This window comes from Vibrio sp. LaRot3 (genome assembly GCF_027587025.1).
Taxonomy (GTDB): Bacteria; Pseudomonadota; Gammaproteobacteria; order Enterobacterales; family Vibrionaceae; genus Vibrio.
This window is the reverse complement of the sequence record NZ_JAPPTI010000001.1, coordinates 918,332-934,661: the sequence shown is the minus strand read 5'-3', so window position 1 is coordinate 934,661 and position 16,330 is coordinate 918,332. Positions and strand designations below refer to the sequence as shown.

The window sequence follows — 16,330 nt, the reverse complement described above, 5'->3', positions numbered from 1 at the left end:
TATTAATAAGTCAATGATTTCAGGTGCTTAACTGAGTGCTATTGAGCATGTTTAATTTGATTCTCATTTTGAGAATGGTTTTGAACAATGTGAGCGCTGGAGATGGCAAGCGCTGCAAGGATGTAAAGAGGCCAATTGAAGCCTTGGGTGAGGAAAGTGCCGGACACAATCACACCAATCAAGCCCGCATATACGGCATAGACATTGGCATGAAGGTAAGGAGAGTAGTTATTTGGATTGAGTGACAGTTGATAAATAGTGGCGCGGCTGGTGCGCAGTAACGAAATGATGAGGCCAATAAAGACCGTAAGGCCGAGAAAGCCTGTTTCTGCGAGTACGCCAAACCAAGTACTGTGAACCGCATGATTGAGCCCATCCCAGTGCGGAGAATAATAGAAATAATTAACGTAGAAGTTGTCCAATCCCACGCCGGTAAATGGGTTTTCGAGTGCCATTTTAAATGCCGCTTGCCAGGCATAGATCCGTCCCATCGCAGAGGCGTCTATTCCTTCTTCGGCGGCGCCGCCTGATTGTCTGTCAGAAATCCCCGCCATGGCAAAGAGAAGGCCAGCTGCGACAACGCCAAGCGTCACTAAGAGTACTTTTGATCGAATGTACTTAAGGCCAAACATACCAAATACTGCCAGAGAACCTAGCAAGCCGCCACGGCTTTGGGTGGCAATCACTGCTGCCATGGCTGCTATGGTACAAACCAATCCGATTATCCGAACAAAACCAATGTGTTTCGTCATAGTAAGGCTGATGGCAAAGGCGAGGGGGAACATCAATACTAACGCGAGGTCGTTGGGGTCACCGAGCATTGAACCAAGTTCACGGCCAATGGTAACGCGTGAACCTTCAACCAAGCCTATCCCGTTTACGGAATTAAATAGCGCAACGGATGAGATAAGGATGCCGGTCACAACAATCATCAGTGACATGCGCTTAACCATCATCTGGCTGTTAACAAGCCACGTAATGGCCAGAGTCATCACGATGATCTTCCAATAAATGCCTTTAAAACTGGCGATTGCCATGCCTCGATTGGAAGCAAAGAGAATCCCTACAATGACCAACAACCAAAACAACGCCATCCACGTTAGGCTCGCGTGCCAATACACTTTGAGCGAACGGCTAATCAAAATGTGCCACGATAGACCAGCAAGTGCGCCAAGTGAAAGTAACAGTGGAATCTTAAGCGAGTAAAGCTGGGCAAACGCCTCGTGAATGCGAAAGAAAGAGAACAAAACAAATAGCGACACAAACCAAAAGGTTTGATTGATGACAAACAAAGCTCCAATAGGCAGCAGGGCGAGAGCGACCACCACCACAGGGTTTGGAACGATGAACCACGCGCAAGAGATAAAGGCGCAAATCAGTAATATGAGAATCGCGTGTTTGTTCGCTTGTCGCGGAATGGGTGTGTGGGTTGAATCAACAGGCGAGATCATGGTCTTGTCCCTATGTTCTGCCTTACGTGTTTATCGCTGTTAAAAAGTTGATAGCGATAAGCGATAAACGCACTTGCCCCGAAGCAACTGGCGGTGACACTCATCATCCATAATGGTTGAACCATGTAGGCGTTCATCAGTAGCGCAAAGGTTGTTAGCACGACGATCATAGCCAATGGTGCGAATTGGTAAGGTAAATACGCATGGCGTTGGCTGCAAATGGTGATTACAGAGAATCGAGCGAACTGTGAACCGGCCAAGATCAACACCATGTACCAGATGGTATCAAGAGATAGGGCCCAAAACAGGGCAAAGGTAATTCCGGTAATGAGCAAATTAACCAACAATAAGGTGTGTGTTTGCTTCGACTTTAGAATGCCTATATTAGTGAGCTCGGTGAGTTCTTTGAATAGCATTGCGATAAGAGCAATAGCTGTGAGAGAGGCCGCCATCTTATAATCTTCCGGCAGTGCAAATAGAATAAAGAACTGGCTAAAGCCTGACACCAAAAGGCTGAGAGAGCAGGCAAGCAATATTCCCCACTGGGTTTTGGTTGTGGTGACACTGTCACCATTTGAGCGCCAAATTTCAAATCTTTTTGGCATCCACCACATATGAAAAGGTTGTAATGCAATGCCTAATGCAAGGGCAAACTTGGCGGCGATGGCGTAAACGCCAAGTGTCGCCAAATCAAATTGGGCGGCAAGAACCCAGCGTTCTCCACCGTTTAAACCAAAGGCAATCAGCGCAGAAACCATCAGTGGCGCACTGTATTTGAGCATACCGAGTAGTTGCTGAAAGTTTAGAAGCTGCAAATTAAAGCGGTTATGGCAATGTAACCAAACAAATTGGCAGGTGGAGCAAAACACGCCGATAGCAAAAATAGTCGTGACATTGGGTTGCAAATATAGGCTAGCGACCACCAGAGACACTTGAAGTAGCGTAGTGACAACGCTGACTTTAAAGAACAGCCATGCCTTATTATGTAACCGTAACCATGCAAAGCTGATAGCCAGTGCGCTTTCATACATGACGACCCAACCGAGTAAGGCTTGCTGAACGGGCGAGATGACCGAGCTCGTCCAAGATAGAGCGGCGTATGCCAACAGCCCAAACATGCAGCACAGGGAAAGAGAAAGCATTAATGTGCTGTAGTAAAGCTGACTGGCTAGCTGTTTTCGTGCTTTGTCTCGCTTTAGAGTTGCGATGAAACGATATAAATTTTCATGCATTGCTACGCCAATTAATAAGCTGAAAAATACCGTCATGGTCGCTAGCAATTCCAACTGCCCGATATCGGCAGGGCTTAAAAAATGGGTCATTAGCGGCAAGGTAATAAACGAAGCTCCCTTGACCATGATTAAGCTCAGCCCATACAAAGCCATTTGCTCAAACGGTTTTATCGCATCACGCTTATTGATAAGCCATGATGTACTTCGCTTAGTATTGAGCGCACCAATGAGCGTTTGGACATGGTGCGACACTTTTTCTCTGTTACCCACCGAAACACTCATTGTGAATCCTTTACGGTAGACACGGTAGGGAGCACAGCTTCCGAGCTAGGGTTCTCGAACCATGACGCTATAGTGCTATAAGTTGCTTCTGCTCTGTACTCTTTGGCAACCTCAAGCGCGTTTCTCCGCAAGGTTTTGAGTTTAATTGTGTCTTTGTAGATGGTCAGTATTGCGCGGCTAAGGGACTGAAAATCGCGAGGTTGGTATTTAACACAATTAACGCCATCGGTGAGCTTTCCATCCCAATAGCTGCCATCTTGAGGGATCACCACACACATACCTGCTGCAAGTGCTTCCAATATCGATAAGCCGAACGGTTCTTTATGACTGGTTGAGATAAAAATATTACATTGCGCGCGAATCTCATCGAGGTTAGGTGGGTCTTGATGCCATTTGGTGTGCTTAAGTACCACAGGCGCAGTAGATACATCGACCGCACTATTTTGTGGTTTGATAAAGCAAATATGGCTCGCGATTGGTTGAATTTGATGGCTATATCGTAACGCGTTTACTAGTAGATCTAAGCCTTTCCATTTGAGAAGTGACGCGGCCCAAAAACAAACCGGAAAATGGCTGTGGCTTTGACTAGGCCAGCGGTCAATGCTGATCCCATTAACGAATTGAATGAAGTTTCTATTGGTCAAAAAACTGTTTTCTATCGCCGTAACATCGCTCAAGCGCAGCGTTTTACCTAGGTAGGCTCGAAGTGCCAAGCGAATACTGTATTTAGTAGATGGTAAGTAGAACACCTTGTCAGCTTTGGTGAGACACCAACCGATAGAACGAGAAGGCGCAACATTACCGTGTATAAATTGGAAAACAGGAATGTTGGTCAACCACTTAACGAGATAGAGTGGCATGTCTATACCCGGGCCAGAGGCGCCAATAAACCCGTTTACCTTTGGTGAGCGAAGTATAGCAATCAACAGCATCACACAACATAAGGCTTGGTTTAACCAATAGCCTATGCCTTGATAGCGGCGATTTAACCAAGAGATAGAACTCAATTTGACGATGCTAACCTCATGCTGTGTCGCAAGACCAGATTGAGACCAGTAGCTAGGGTCAACGGTTAATACCGTAAAAGAGACCTTACCATTGCTGCATTGGCTTAAAGCATCACTGGTTGCGATTTTTGAGCCCCCTTTGAAAGGGATAGGATCGAAGATCAGATGATGTAGCTTAACCATGATGACCTCCAATGTTTCTCTGTATACGCTTCAGCGCTTTTGGAACAGGGCGAAACACGTGGCTCAACGCCGGTGGTTGACGCTGTTGAACCATAAGCTGCTGATAGACGCGCTCAATACCGCTGACGTAATGTTGTATCGATAGTTTATGCTCGATGTGGTTCTGGCCTTGACGCGCGATATGCTGGCAGTGGTCAGGATGAGTAATGACGGTCGCCATCATTTTCATCATATTCATGTAGCCATGATTGGAGTAAAGAAAACCAGTTTTTGCGTGAGTGATGAATTCAGGTACGCCACCGACAAAAGGCGCGATGATCGGAATACCAGCTAAACCAGCCTCGGCGATGGCTAGGCCAAACGCTTCTTCACGCGCACCGCTGACAAAGGCATCACAGCCTTTCAGCCAGCCGATGACATTGTTTTGCTCACCAACAAAATGAACATTATCCACTAGACCTAACTGAGTGACCTGTTGTTGCAGGTGCTGTTTCTCTTCGCCATCACCAATCACTACTAAATAGCAATTTGGATGTTCAAGACGCAAGTAACACAGGGCTTGGAAAATACGATCAATACCTTTGCGATAAATTAAAGAGCCCACGGTGACAAACAAAGTCGAATTATCGTCGAGCTTGAGTTGTTGCTTAACATCAATAGCTGGTGTGTCTTGTAGCTTTTGAATGTTGAGTCCGTTGTGCACAACACTTAATCGTTTTTCGTTGTAGCCTTCATCAATCAACTGCTCAGAAATAGCGCGGCTCGCAGTGATGACATGAGGAGATAAATGCAGAGCGTGAGTGACGCGGTCACGCGCAGGGTAATCACTATGCAGATGCGTTACCAAAGGGGTAGACGTTATTCTGGCTGCAAGGCTCATCCATTGATTTGGGGCGGCACTGTTAACGTGAATTAAGCCAATGTTATGTTTGCGAATAATCTTTCTCGCAGTGAACACCAAGCGAGCCCATGCTAAAACGTTATAACGTGGCTTGTTCCAGCCTAGCAGCAGAGGGAAGGTTTCAAGTAAACAAGCCACACCATGAAAGGTCAGTTCTTTATGTAATGATGGATTATTGGTCCAAACAATGGCGTGGTAGCGGTCAGTATCTAGGTGTTGTATTAAATCGAGTAAGCAGCGCTCGCTACCGCGAATCCAATCTTCACCATAATGGACAAACAAAATAGGGGTTGGGTTACTCATTATATCGTCTAGCCTTACTGTCGTTATCAATACCACCAATAACGCAAAGTAAATGCCAATCAATAAGGATTTGTAATTAGCTGATTTTTATGTATAAAAGTAGTTGACTATAAATGTGAGAGTGTTAGTTCTCAAATTGAGAATCAGATTGGGAGTCAGAAAAAGGGCTTATTGCATAAAGCGACAGCATGTTTGGTATTACATGAGCGCAGCTATAGTGCTTCGCGATGGTATTGGCAGCGTTGACGCGAAGAGCCATGATAGCGTCTGGCGAAAACGCGAGATATTCCTTTAACGCCTCTTTAAGCTGCAAGCCATCTTTGACCAACAAACCGTTAAATGGTGAATCAATCAGTGTGGGAATATCGCCTACCGCGGTTGAAATCACATTGATACCTCGAGCCATGGCTTCGATGGCGACTAAAGGTAAACCTTCAAAGTCAGAGCTAATGATCAAAACGTCGACATTGGCCCACACTTGGTTCATCTGCTGCTGATGACCGTGAAAGGTTAAGTTGTTCGGCACATTTTGTTTTAGTTCGTTCGATAAAGGGCCGTCACCATAAATGTGAAAACCCTGCTCAGGGAAATCTCGCGCAAGTTGAACAAAGTGATGGGGGGCCTTTTCTCTACTGAGCCTGCCAACAAACGCAATTTCACTGCCATGGTGAAAGGTTAGATCGTCCGTATCAATGAAGTTATTAAAATGCTGAGTTCTACACGGCAGCTTATTAGCAATGGCTTGGCTGACCACAATTGAGGCGCTTGAGAACCACGCGGTGTAGCGGTCAAGCCAATCATACAGCTTTACGCGCCCAGTTGGTGTTTCTCCTGCATGATAGGTGGATATTTGGCGTACTCCAGTTACTGAGCGAGTGAGTTTGCCAAGGATACTCGCTTTATAGCCATGGCAATGTATAACTTGGGGCTGATAGTGTTTAACCAATTTGATGAGCTGAAAGAGCGGTTGAACATGGTTGTCATCAAGATAACCGTAGTCGAGTTGATGATCCTTTAGCTTCGCGATAAGCGGGCTCTCGTTTGCATAGCGATGAGTCAGCCACACTCTGACTTGTTGTCTATGCTTAACCAAACCAATCGCTAACTGCAAAAGGTGGGTTTCGATGCCGCCAAATTGGCGGCTATCCATGACTAACCAAATCTCATTAAACGAAATTTTGCTCATCTTCTGCTTCCCATGCCTGTTTTTTACGATAAACAGTGGAAGGACTGAGCTCTAATAACACCGCTGCATTGAGCACATTACCATCGCAAAAATCGATGGCTTGTTGGATCGCTTCACGCTCAATTTGCCACATAGGGCGAATCTTATTACCGGAAGAAAGCACGTTAGGCGAGCTTTGAACGTTATTGATCTCCATTTCAGCTTGGCTGATTTGCGCTTCTGCATGTGGCTGAGGAGGCGTTGGTGCAGGGCGGGTGCGAGCTGATTTATTGTTAACGATTTCGATCGGCAGGTGCTGCGCACTGAGTTTTTTGTCGTCGTTCAGCACCACAATGTTTCTGATGACGTTTTGCAACTGGCGCACATTACCGGGCCAAGCGTAGCGTTTTAAGATGTTTTCTGCGTCTTTGTTGATTGCTTTGAAAGATTTGCCATCTTCCTTGGCGTAGAGACGCAAGAAGTGATTGGCTAAGGTGACGATATCGTTCGATCTATCGCGCAAAGGCGGCATATCGACAGGCACTACGTGAACGCGGTAATACAAATCTTCGCGGAAACGGCCTTCTTCCACTTCGGTTAAAGGATGACGGTTTGTTGCGCAGATTATTCTTACGTCAACCTTTTGTTCACGGTTCGCGCCTAAAGGGGTGAATGTGCCGGTTTGCAGAAAACGTAAAAGCTTTTTCTGCATTTCTAAATCCATTTCGCACAACTCATCGAGGAAAAGTGTCCCACCGTGGGCCATGGTCGCAGCACCTTTACGATCGGTTGTTGCACCAGTAAATGCGCCTTTTACGTGGCCAAAAATCTCACTCTCCATTAGATCTTTAGGAATCGCACCGCAGTTAATGGCAATAAATGGCTTATCGCGACGTTTACTCTCTTTATGAATCGCTTCAGCGCAAACTTCTTTACCTGTACCACTTTCACCAACAATAAACACACTGGCAGTCGTGGGGGCGACCGAGTCAATAATCTTATACACCGCTTGCATGCATAGGCTACTGCCAATAAAACCGTGTAACTGGTTTCGATCGAATCGAGTTTCGATGTCTTCGACTAGATTTTCCAGTTTAGAACGTTGCAGATGTAAAGCGATGGATGTGTTTAAACGGTTCGCTTTGATAGGCTTTTCTAAGAAATCTTTCGCGCCTTTTTGTAGCAAGTTCACTGCGACATCAACGGAACCGTGCGCCGTTGCGATAATCACCGAGGTAGGGATTTGATTGTCGATGATCCAATCGAGAATTTCTTCGCCTTCCATGTCTGGCAGTTTAAGATCAAGGATTACAAGTTGCGGTGTATTGCGCTCAATAAACGCAATCGCTTCGCGTCCTGTCTCTACATGGAACAGATCAAATGGCTGATCTTTTACATATTGTTGGTAAAGCACAGCCAGTGATGTGGAGTCTTCAATCAGCAATACTTTCGGTTTCATCGGCGACATCCTTATTTTTATCACAGTGCGTTAATCACTGCGCCTAATCGACAAATCCAAGTGATTTCCGTTGTTCAAGTGCAGCAAGAGAGCGATGGGCAACATCAAGGAGCTCTTGATGGTATTCTAACGCCTCATCTGCTTTTCCAGCGGCGCACAAGTGCTCTATTTTTCGAGCTAAGTTGGACAGCACGCGATTGCCCAGAGCAAGAGATGAGCTGCCTAAAGTATGACTTTCGAACTCAATAACGCTTGCATCTTTTCCTTGAAAGGCACCATCGAGTACTTTCAACCGTGCTTGTGATTCTTCAAGGTAATGATCAATCAACATTGGGATCACATCCGCGCTGGTGTCGGCAATCATTTGTTGAATGATTTCTTCGTCAACTAGCTCTATATCCACAAGCCTCTCCTTAGCGGTCTCTGCGTATGAACAAGCAATTAGATGTGCATTAAAGTCCATATCAATTGCTTGTTAGTTTAAGAATAGATGAAATTTTTCAAATGGTTGGGTAAAAAAGATTCAGTTATTGATTTCTCAATACATGTCGCAAATTTAATAAGGGTTTCTGTCGCTAAGCTCTTTGAAGGAGTAGCGGCATCTGATGCAGTTTATCTATCCATTTCTGTTTTATTCGATTAGGTACCAGTGGCAGTCGTTTAATTTGCCGACTTATCTCGCTGGCTAAAGTCGGTTGATGAACACTATTGAGCACACTGCCGATGAGGTGAGTTTGATGCGCTTCAAGTAATTGTTTGGCTTGTTCCAATTGATTGTGCGTTGTGTGAGTTGCCAAGACGACCAATAGAACGAATTGGCATGCTTGCGCCACCGCTTGAGCAGGAATATTACCTCGGTTTACTTTGAGTAATGGTGATGTATCTATGACGATTCGGTCGTAACTCTGTAACCAATCTTCAATGTATTTCGCTAAGCATTGTGGATCGCTGTATTGCACCAGTTCCGACGGCGTTGAGGGTGTAGCTATACCAGTAAAAACTTGTTTGCTTGATTGTTGTTCAAGCCACGTTACTTTTGCTGAAGGGTGACCAAAGGTGTGATTTTCAGAGTCTGATTCTAAGTCGATAGCAAGATCATTGAAGCCAGAGTTGAAAAGGTTTAAATCGACGAGCAGCACCGAACGCCCCGCCAATAAGTAGCGCTCGGTTAGGGCGGTAGCGACTGAGGTGACGCCGTCACCTGAGTCGCAAGCAGTGACGCATAAAGAGCGACATTGTTTGGCTTCCGCAGCCAGAAAAATCTGCTCAATTTCTGTATGAGTGGCAGGCATCATGGCTATAGTGCTCCAATCAATACGATGGTTGTGGTGAGGCGCAAAATGTCTTCTAAGCCAACACGTGCTTTCTCCATCAAACTATCGCGGCGGTCGGGTACATAAATGGTGTCGCCAGCTCGTAATACAGGTAGCTTATAGATATTCGCTGTTTTGCTAAAATCGATAAGGTCAAAAGTACGGGCTTGGCCTTGGCAGCATGACATATTCACGACCGAGATTTTCTCCAGATAAGCGTTGTCACTTGGGCCACCAGCTTCGGCGATAATATCGAGAATCGTCATGTTGTCATCAAACACATAGCGCCCCGGGTTGTTGACTGCGCCAAGCACTCTGACGGTTGATTCTTTCGAGCGATCTAACCAAATTTTGTCTTTCTCCGGGATGTAAATGGTGTCGCCCATGGTCACTTTTGGTAGCAATGACTCATCACCAGTTTCAAAGTAGAGCGATAGGTTGAGCTTGCTCACCTTAGAGTAAGTTTTATCGCGATGGGTAATGCGGATATTGTGGATATCGGCATCTTTGGTTGGGCCATCAGCCGCAGAGAGAATATCGAGAAAATGCATCTCTTTGGTAAAGCGATAGCGACCGGGTGCATTCACTTGACCAAACACATAGATAGAAGCATCTGAACTTTGACGAACCCACTGCGATTTATTATCAGAAGGATCTTGTGGTAGATCGTGAACTCGCACTATCGAGCCGGCAGCAATGAGAGGTAGCTCGTGGCTCGGTGCGCCTTTTAAGATGAAATCATCCAAGTTGAAGCTAATTAACTCGCCATTAGCATCGACCACTTCAATCTTGGTGGTATCGGCACGTAGTGTCGGGCCGCCTACGTGGGCTAATAAGTGCATTAAGTCCATTTCGTCAGACCATTCGATACGACCCGGATGAACCACCTCGCCAATCACATTCACTGCACGGTCAGGAGAGATTTTCAACCAAGATTTCTCATTCATATCGGTTTTTTCTGGGACAAATATCGCGTCACCTGGGCCAATGGCTGGTGGTCGTTGGCCAGTAAGGCCTTCTGTGTATGCCGTTAAGTCAAATTTGATCACGCGTCCACTGGCTTTGATCAATCGAATCTGACGTGATTCGGCGAAACGAGTTGGACCACCGGCATTGGCGAGAATATCCATAAAGGATGCGCCTTTTTTACCTTCATACGCGCCGGGGCTAGCCACTTCCCCCATGATGTAGACAACATTAGCCCCAGCACGTATTTCTTCTTCCTGCTTTGGTACAAAGATGGTGGTTCCTTTGCTCAATTTAGGTAGCAAGGTTTTGTCGCCACTGTCTAAATAGAGTTTTAGATTAAATAGTTGAGGTTGGTTATTACTGATCACACGGATTTGTTCAACGGTCGCGTAGCGTGTTACACCGCCAGCACGCATCAAAACGTCGACCAAGTCGGTGTTGGGTTTGTAAGTGAACGTGCCCGGTGCGTTTACTTCGCCAAACACCTTGATTGCGGTGCGGCTGTCAGCACTGTCGCCAGCGTTGGCTTGTTTGTTTGCATCGAACTGTTGCTCGATATTGCCCACTAATGGCGAGGCTGGGACAAATAGGCTATCGAGTGATTTTAAATCGGGCAGGAGACTATCATCGCCAGAATCTAAAAAGGCTTTGTAATTGAAAGGAAACTTGTCTTTACCGCGCTTAAGCAACATGTTGTCTAGTTGCGCACCAGAGCGAAGCCCGCCAGCGGCATGAATCGCAGTTTGCACGTCGGCATTTTTCGCTAGCGTATATTCGCCGGGGGACTTCACGTACCCCTGAACAGAAACGAGAATTTGCTGCTCTGCGATATACACACTCGCGGTAGACAGGTCACGGAATGCTTTGTTCAACGCATTAATCACCGCTTCAGAAAGCTGTGGCTCGGTATAGCCAGCTACATATAAGGTGCCAACTTCAGGCAAATCGATACGGCCACGTTTATCCACTTGAAAGCCACGATTTAGTGATGACTCGCCCGGAAGGTTAATTTGTATTAGGTCACCCACTTGTACACGTTCTGTTGCAAAAGAGAACACAGAGTAGCTGAGTGTAAGAACAAAGATGAGTAGGGTATTAGTCCACTTCATAATAACCTCCTTGCTGATTTTGATTCGCGAGTTCCTTGGTGGCGATAACTTCAATGCTCACGCGGCGGTTGGTTAATCGAACGCCGTCAGATTCACCTTCATAAAGAGGGAGAGTATCGCCAAGCGAATGGGCTTCGATGCGTGATGGCGCTAAACCGAAAATCACTAAGTAGCGTTTAACTTGTTTGGCGCGTCCCATTGCGAGCTCTTGGTTGTATTGCGTTTCGCCAGTAGCGTCAGCGTGACCAGTCACTGAAAGGTGGAGACTTGGGTTCTGTTTTAGAATGTTGGCTGCTTCAGCGAGATGACCCATGTATTTAGGGTTTACTTCGGTAGAGTCATAAGCAAATTGGTTATCGACATTGAGTAAATTGAACAGTTGATCAATCACGCTAAGCTGCATTTGAAATTCATGTTCATTAACCGGAGGCACGCAGTTCGCTTGAGACGTAACGTAATCCAATTGACGTTCTAGTTCGCCAAGACGTTTGCGTTGAATAACAATGTCGTTGGCAGCGTCTAACCATAAGCCGCCTTCAAGCTCGCGGGCAATGCGATTTTGCTTTTCTAGCGCTTGTACGACCGCAGCAGGGAAACACCATCGCGCGCCTTCGCGTATTAAAGAATCAAGATGGAGTTTGGTGAGTTGCCAATCAAACCTTAAACCATGCTCTGGCCCAAGTGGCTCATCGGGCATGACAGGTGAGAAACTGTTGTCGATATAATTTTCAGCGATACCGCCGCGCCCTTCATCTGGAAAACTGGTACAACCGATGGTCAGTAAACCAGATGCAACTAGGGCTATGTATGGTGCGAATTTAACCATGCCAACTTCCTCTTGTTGTTATTATTGTTTTAGTACTTGTGAGAGTTCACAGGGATAGCTTGGTTGATGCGAAGCAGGGTCATGATTTCCAATGGCTGACCTTTAACATTTTCGATGCGCATGTTGCGTTCGCGTTCAACTAAACGTTTATAAAGATAAACAATTGCTCCGACGCCTGATGAGTCCAAAAACGTCACCTTTTCAAAGTCAATTTCCACTTCTGAATGGCTTTGGTCAGCGATGATTTGGTCAATATGAGGTTGAGCACTGCGGCTGCCGTCTGCATCTAAGTTACCGTTTAATTCAAGTGTTAAAACAGTGTCGCTTGCTTCAATAGTACGTAGTTCCATGGTGTTACTCCTTTCGCGTTTGAGTTAGATAACGCACTAAACATGCCAAAATTAAATTTCTTAATAATCAATCGCTTGAGGTGTCTGTGATGTCTGTTTGTCAATTTGACAAAGCGGATTCTCAAATTGAGAATCAATATCTATTTTGTAAATTTATATGCAACGTGAATGTTTGCAGTTGATTTTGCGATCCGTTCTGAGAGTAATTCATACTTTCAGTTGAATAAGTGACTACGATTACGTGTAACAATGGGCATACGTCTGATGGAACAATAGATTAGGTTAATTCGAATGCATTTACGTCTTACGTTTTTAGCTAGTCAGGTATTATTGATACTTCAAGCCGGAGCAACCGAACCTGCTACTTTAGAGGGCTATTTACCCGTGATGCAGGCCCATCAATATCAAGATGGGTTGAACGTGCACGAATATTGGCAAAGTGAAAAACTCGATGGCATTCGCGCAGTATGGGATGGCACAAAGCTGTTTACTCGAAACGGCAGACAAATTCATGCGCCAGCGTGGTTTATTGAGCCGTTACCTGATTACCCGGTCGAAGGTGAGCTGTGGGCTGGTCGCGGTAACTTCCATTTAGTGCAGCAAACAGTGCTCGATCATAAGCCGATAGACCAGTCTTGGCAGCAAATTGATTTTATGTTGTTCGATATGCCACATGCCGCCGGCGACTACCAAAAACGTTACTACAACATTGTTCACTACGTTACTTCTGTTGATCACAGCCACATCAAATACATTGAGCACACACCTATCACCTCAGAGAAAGAGTTATTCCAGTATTTGGATAACGTCAACAATGACAAAGGTGAAGGGGTGATGCTGCGTAAAATAACCAGCCGCTATCAAGCCGGTCGTAGCTCAGATCTACTCAAGCTGAAAACACACCAAGACGACGAAGCTCAAGTGATTGGTTATAAGGTGGGGCGCGGCCAATATAAAGGTATGATGGGGTCGATTTTGGTGAAATGGCAAGATGGAGTCGAGTTCTACATTGGCAGCGGATTTTCAGAGCAACAACGTAAGAACCCACCGCCCATCGGTAGCACGATTACGTTTCGCTACAATGGGTTAACGCAAAATGGTGTGCCTAAGTTTGCCCGCTACGTTCGAGAACGAGTTGAGTAGTGCGTTAATCCATTGCCGCTATGGCTATATTGCCTTTCCACTAGGGGCTTTTGTTATTACCAAGCTCTCTAGCGTAAGATCTACTGTCCAACCTTAACACCACATCGCTTAAACAATCCTTGCCAATACTGAACATGGTCAAGGGTCGCTTTGCGAAACGCTTGATGCGCTGACGCTAATGGATATTCATAATCAGGATGCGCTGATTGTAATAGTTGTGCAAATGGCTCTATTTGTAGATAGAGTTTATCTAAATTAGCTAAGTAGGGCTGAACCTTAGTTAGGAAGATTCGGTTAAACACGTTATTTAAATAGCGGAACTGCTTTTTGTCTCGGTTTGCTTGGCAAACTACCCGGCTATCATAGAAATTGAGCTGCTTAGTCACCGTATTCAAATAGGCCGTACTCAGCGTTAATGAATACCAAAGTTTGCCGAGCATCGGCGCTTTATCCAGTGTTTCTTGATGGAGTGTGATTGGTCGATAGCCTGCATCTTGGCTATAGGGTTGGTCAAATGAGCGTGAGGTCTGTAGCATGACGTCAAGCGCAGTAAGCAATTGATGAGGGACAACTTGCTGTTCGTCAGATAGCCAACCATTTGGACTTAGCTGATTTCTCATTGCATCACTGGCGAACAATAAGTTGGCAAAGTGCAAGGCAATGTGCTGCTGCTTTTGAACCAAAACGGTCTTCAGTTGATTGCGAAGTTCTAGGTCAACTTGTGGATCGTGTACACAATGGTTTAGCCCAGTGATCAGCGCATTTTGATAATCAAAGTCACGAAATGGGTCTTGTACCTTACCCAGCACAGAGTTCTTCTGAGCGATAAGCTCAAACAAGCCACATTTACGCAACTGATAGCTGTCGAGCAAGCCTATCGATATTGGTTCAATCTCTATATGTAGGTCTCGTTTTTCAGGTAAGGTGACCGTGTCACCTTTATCAACGACTAAAGCGTCTTGTCCCTGCACCGTCGCAATGCGTTGTAAGTAATCGTTGAACAGTTCGTCGTTGGGGGGCGTGCGAAACTCGCAACCCACGAGTGTAATAGTGAGCAGAACAACAGCGGTTTTCCACATCATGCGTTACCCATATAGATGATTCAATACACTTTAATACTTAACTATGGTGAGAATAGTTTATTTGGGGCAGCTAAATGACTTTGGCTTAGTACAAGTATGTAGCAAAAAGGCCAGCATTGCTGGCCTTTAGTAAGGAAGAGGATGGGAGTTTACTTAGCCGCGAGGTTCAGTTGAACGTCAGCGGGTTGCTTGTGCATCCAGCGCAGTCTTAAACCGAGCATGACCGCCGCTGATGACAAGCCAGTAATGAAGCCGATCCAGAAACCGTGAGCGCCCATAGGTTCTACGATCCAATCGGTCATACCTAATACATAACCCGTCGGTAAGCCAATAATCCAATATGCGATAAAGGTACGGTTGAAAATCGCCGCCATATCTTTATATCCACGCAGAGCACCCGCAGCAACGACTTGAATCGCATCGGTACATTGATAAATTGCCGCTAGCAGAAGAAGCTGCATCGCTAACGTAATTACCTCGGTATTATCCGTGTATAGAAGCGAAACTTGTTCGCGGAATACAACCGTAAATAAAGCGGTAATAAGCGCTAGACCTAAAGCAACTATCAAACCAACGTGTGAGGCAATTCGCGCACTTTCAACACTGCCTTGACCCAAGCGGTGACCAACGCGAATACTGGTGGCTGCACCAATACTCATTGGTAACATGAAGATCAATGATGAGAAGTTGATCGCTACTTGGTGCGCCGCAACAATTAGAGGCCCAAGTGGCGCAACCAATAGTGCAACCACAGCAAATAATGTCACTTCGAAAAACAATGCTGCTGCAACTGGAAAGCCGAGTTTGAACAGACGAACCAGTGCTTTACCTTGTGGTGCGTGAAAGTGTTTAAACAACTCGATATGAGCAACACGTTTCGCGGTTAACACGTAGAGCAGCATTAGCGAAAACATGATCCAGTAAACAATTGCGGTAGCAACGCCACAGCCGACACCACCAAGCGCTGGCGCACCAAATTTACCGTAAACAAATATCCAGTTAAGTGGGATGTTACAAAGTAGGCCGATAAAGCCAATGAACATCGCAGGCTTAGTCAGTGAAAGGCCGTCGGTAAAACTGCGCAATGCTTGGAATAACAAAAACGCCGGAACCGCGTACATCACCGCATGCATGTAGCCGTTGGTTTTGTCGGCCATGACTTGTTCCACATCCATTAAATTAAGGATGGTTTGAGTTTGGAACAAGACACCAACGATCGGCAGAGAGATTACCAAAGCCATATAAATGCCTTGTTGAATCTCGTATGGGATCTGTTTGTAGTTTGCAGAGCCATTTAGCTGGGCAACAACAGGCACAAGCGCCATTAGCAAGCCAACTCCGAACAGAATAGAAGGTAGCCAGATACTCGCTGCGATAGATACTGCCGCCATGTCGGTTGCGCTGACGCCACCGGCCATAACGGTATCAACAAAGCCCATACCAGTTTGTGCGACAGAAGCGATCAATACCGGTGTAGCCAACTTAATGAGCGTGTTGGCTTCTTGCTTATAACGATGCACGAAAAAACTCCAAAAAAGGGAAGAACAACATTCGT

General features: G+C 45.8%; 13 protein-coding genes and 1 pseudogene. 1 reads left to right on the top strand and 13 read right to left on the bottom strand.

What is annotated here, in order from left to right; translation table 11 throughout:
- Window positions 1–38: 38 nt before the first annotated feature.
- The 11 genes and pseudogenes from OH461_RS04290 to OH461_RS04240 form a co-directional block, all read right to left on the bottom strand.
- Entirely contained in the window at window positions 39–1,451 is a 1,413-nt protein-coding gene (locus tag OH461_RS04290) for an O-antigen ligase family protein (RefSeq protein WP_270019380.1), read from the bottom strand.
- On the bottom strand, window positions 1,448–2,965 hold the full coding sequence (locus OH461_RS04285; protein ID WP_270019379.1) for a lipopolysaccharide biosynthesis protein: 1,518 nt from the start codon (window positions 2,963–2,965) through the stop codon (window positions 1,448–1,450). Before OH461_RS04285 ends, OH461_RS04290 begins: the two co-directional genes overlap by 4 nt.
- Window positions 2,962–4,155 carry a glycosyltransferase family 4 protein gene (locus OH461_RS04280; RefSeq protein ID WP_270019378.1) on the bottom strand — a complete coding sequence of 398 codons (1,194 nt, stop codon included), beginning with the start codon at window positions 4,153–4,155 and terminating at the stop codon, window positions 2,962–2,964. Before OH461_RS04280 ends, OH461_RS04285 begins: the two co-directional genes overlap by 4 nt.
- The gene (locus tag OH461_RS04275) at window positions 4,148–5,359 is read right to left on the bottom strand and encodes a glycosyltransferase (protein WP_270019377.1); all 1,212 of its coding nucleotides are present in this window, start codon (window positions 5,357–5,359) and stop codon (window positions 4,148–4,150) included. Before OH461_RS04275 ends, OH461_RS04280 begins: the two co-directional genes overlap by 8 nt.
- Before the next feature lie 124 nt (window positions 5,360–5,483).
- Window positions 5,484–6,545, bottom strand: coding sequence for a glycosyltransferase family 4 protein (locus OH461_RS04270; protein ID WP_270019376.1), 1,062 nt, complete (start codon window positions 6,543–6,545; stop codon window positions 5,484–5,486).
- Window positions 6,526–7,983: a sigma-54-dependent transcriptional regulator gene (locus OH461_RS04265; protein ID WP_270019375.1), complete on the bottom strand. Its 1,458-nt coding sequence runs from the start codon at window positions 7,981–7,983 to the stop codon at window positions 6,526–6,528. Before OH461_RS04265 ends, OH461_RS04270 begins: the two co-directional genes overlap by 20 nt.
- 43 nt (window positions 7,984–8,026) lie before the next feature.
- Window positions 8,027–8,398: pseudogene (locus OH461_RS04260) on the bottom strand (Hpt domain-containing protein); the annotation flags it as partial.
- Window positions 8,399–8,558: 160 nt separating this feature from the next.
- On the bottom strand, window positions 8,559–9,278 hold the full coding sequence (locus OH461_RS04255) for a chromosome partitioning protein ParA (protein WP_270019373.1): 720 nt from the start codon (window positions 9,276–9,278) through the stop codon (window positions 8,559–8,561).
- Between the two features lie 2 nt (window positions 9,279–9,280).
- The gene (locus OH461_RS04250) at window positions 9,281–11,374 is read right to left on the bottom strand and encodes an SLBB domain-containing protein (RefSeq protein ID WP_270019372.1); all 2,094 of its coding nucleotides are present in this window, start codon (window positions 11,372–11,374) and stop codon (window positions 9,281–9,283) included.
- A complete protein-coding gene (locus tag OH461_RS04245) occupies window positions 11,361–12,200 on the bottom strand; it encodes an OmpA family protein (protein ID WP_270019371.1) in 840 nt (279 codons plus the stop codon). The genes OH461_RS04250 and OH461_RS04245 overlap by 14 nt, the downstream gene beginning before the upstream one ends.
- A gap of 29 nt (window positions 12,201–12,229) precedes the next feature.
- Window positions 12,230–12,550, bottom strand: coding sequence for an STAS domain-containing protein (locus tag OH461_RS04240; RefSeq protein WP_270019370.1), 321 nt, complete (start codon window positions 12,548–12,550; stop codon window positions 12,230–12,232).
- A gap of 291 nt (window positions 12,551–12,841) precedes the next feature.
- On the opposite strand from OH461_RS04240, the gene OH461_RS04235 reads away from it, so the two are divergent.
- Window positions 12,842–13,693: a DNA ligase gene (locus tag OH461_RS04235; RefSeq protein ID WP_270019369.1), complete on the top strand. Its 852-nt coding sequence runs from the start codon at window positions 12,842–12,844 to the stop codon at window positions 13,691–13,693.
- Between the two features lie 80 nt (window positions 13,694–13,773).
- Here the strand turns inward: OH461_RS04235 and OH461_RS04230 are convergent, their stop codons facing one another.
- Window positions 13,774–14,775 carry a DUF3080 domain-containing protein gene (locus OH461_RS04230; RefSeq protein WP_270019368.1) on the bottom strand — a complete coding sequence of 334 codons (1,002 nt, stop codon included), beginning with the start codon at window positions 14,773–14,775 and terminating at the stop codon, window positions 13,774–13,776.
- 149 nt (window positions 14,776–14,924) lie between these two features.
- A complete protein-coding gene (locus OH461_RS04225) occupies window positions 14,925–16,295 on the bottom strand; it encodes an MATE family efflux transporter (RefSeq protein ID WP_270019367.1) in 1,371 nt (456 codons plus the stop codon).
- Between the last annotated feature and the right edge of the window lie 35 nt (window positions 16,296–16,330).

Coding starts and splice junctions, on each gene's coding strand:
- OH461_RS04230 (WP_270019368.1), bottom strand. CDS start 14,775: ATGATGTGGAAAACCGCTGTTGTTCTGCTCACTATTACACTCGTGGGT.
- OH461_RS04290 (WP_270019380.1), bottom strand. CDS start 1,451: ATGATCTCGCCTGTTGATTCAACCCACACACCCATTCCGCGACAAGCG.
- OH461_RS04255 (WP_270019373.1), bottom strand. CDS start 9,278: ATGATGCCTGCCACTCATACAGAAATTGAGCAGATTTTTCTGGCTGCG.
- OH461_RS04275 (WP_270019377.1), bottom strand. CDS start 5,359: ATGAGTAACCCAACCCCTATTTTGTTTGTCCATTATGGTGAAGATTGG.
- OH461_RS04280 (WP_270019378.1), bottom strand. CDS start 4,155: ATGGTTAAGCTACATCATCTGATCTTCGATCCTATCCCTTTCAAAGGG.
- OH461_RS04285 (WP_270019379.1), bottom strand. CDS start 2,965: ATGAGTGTTTCGGTGGGTAACAGAGAAAAAGTGTCGCACCATGTCCAA.
- OH461_RS04270 (WP_270019376.1), bottom strand. CDS start 6,545: ATGAGCAAAATTTCGTTTAATGAGATTTGGTTAGTCATGGATAGCCGC.
- OH461_RS04235 (WP_270019369.1), top strand. CDS start 12,842: ATGCATTTACGTCTTACGTTTTTAGCTAGTCAGGTATTATTGATACTT.
- OH461_RS04250 (WP_270019372.1), bottom strand. CDS start 11,374: ATGAAGTGGACTAATACCCTACTCATCTTTGTTCTTACACTCAGCTAC.
- OH461_RS04245 (WP_270019371.1), bottom strand. CDS start 12,200: ATGGTTAAATTCGCACCATACATAGCCCTAGTTGCATCTGGTTTACTG.
- OH461_RS04240 (WP_270019370.1), bottom strand. CDS start 12,550: ATGGAACTACGTACTATTGAAGCAAGCGACACTGTTTTAACACTTGAA.
- OH461_RS04265 (WP_270019375.1), bottom strand. CDS start 7,983: ATGAAACCGAAAGTATTGCTGATTGAAGACTCCACATCACTGGCTGTG.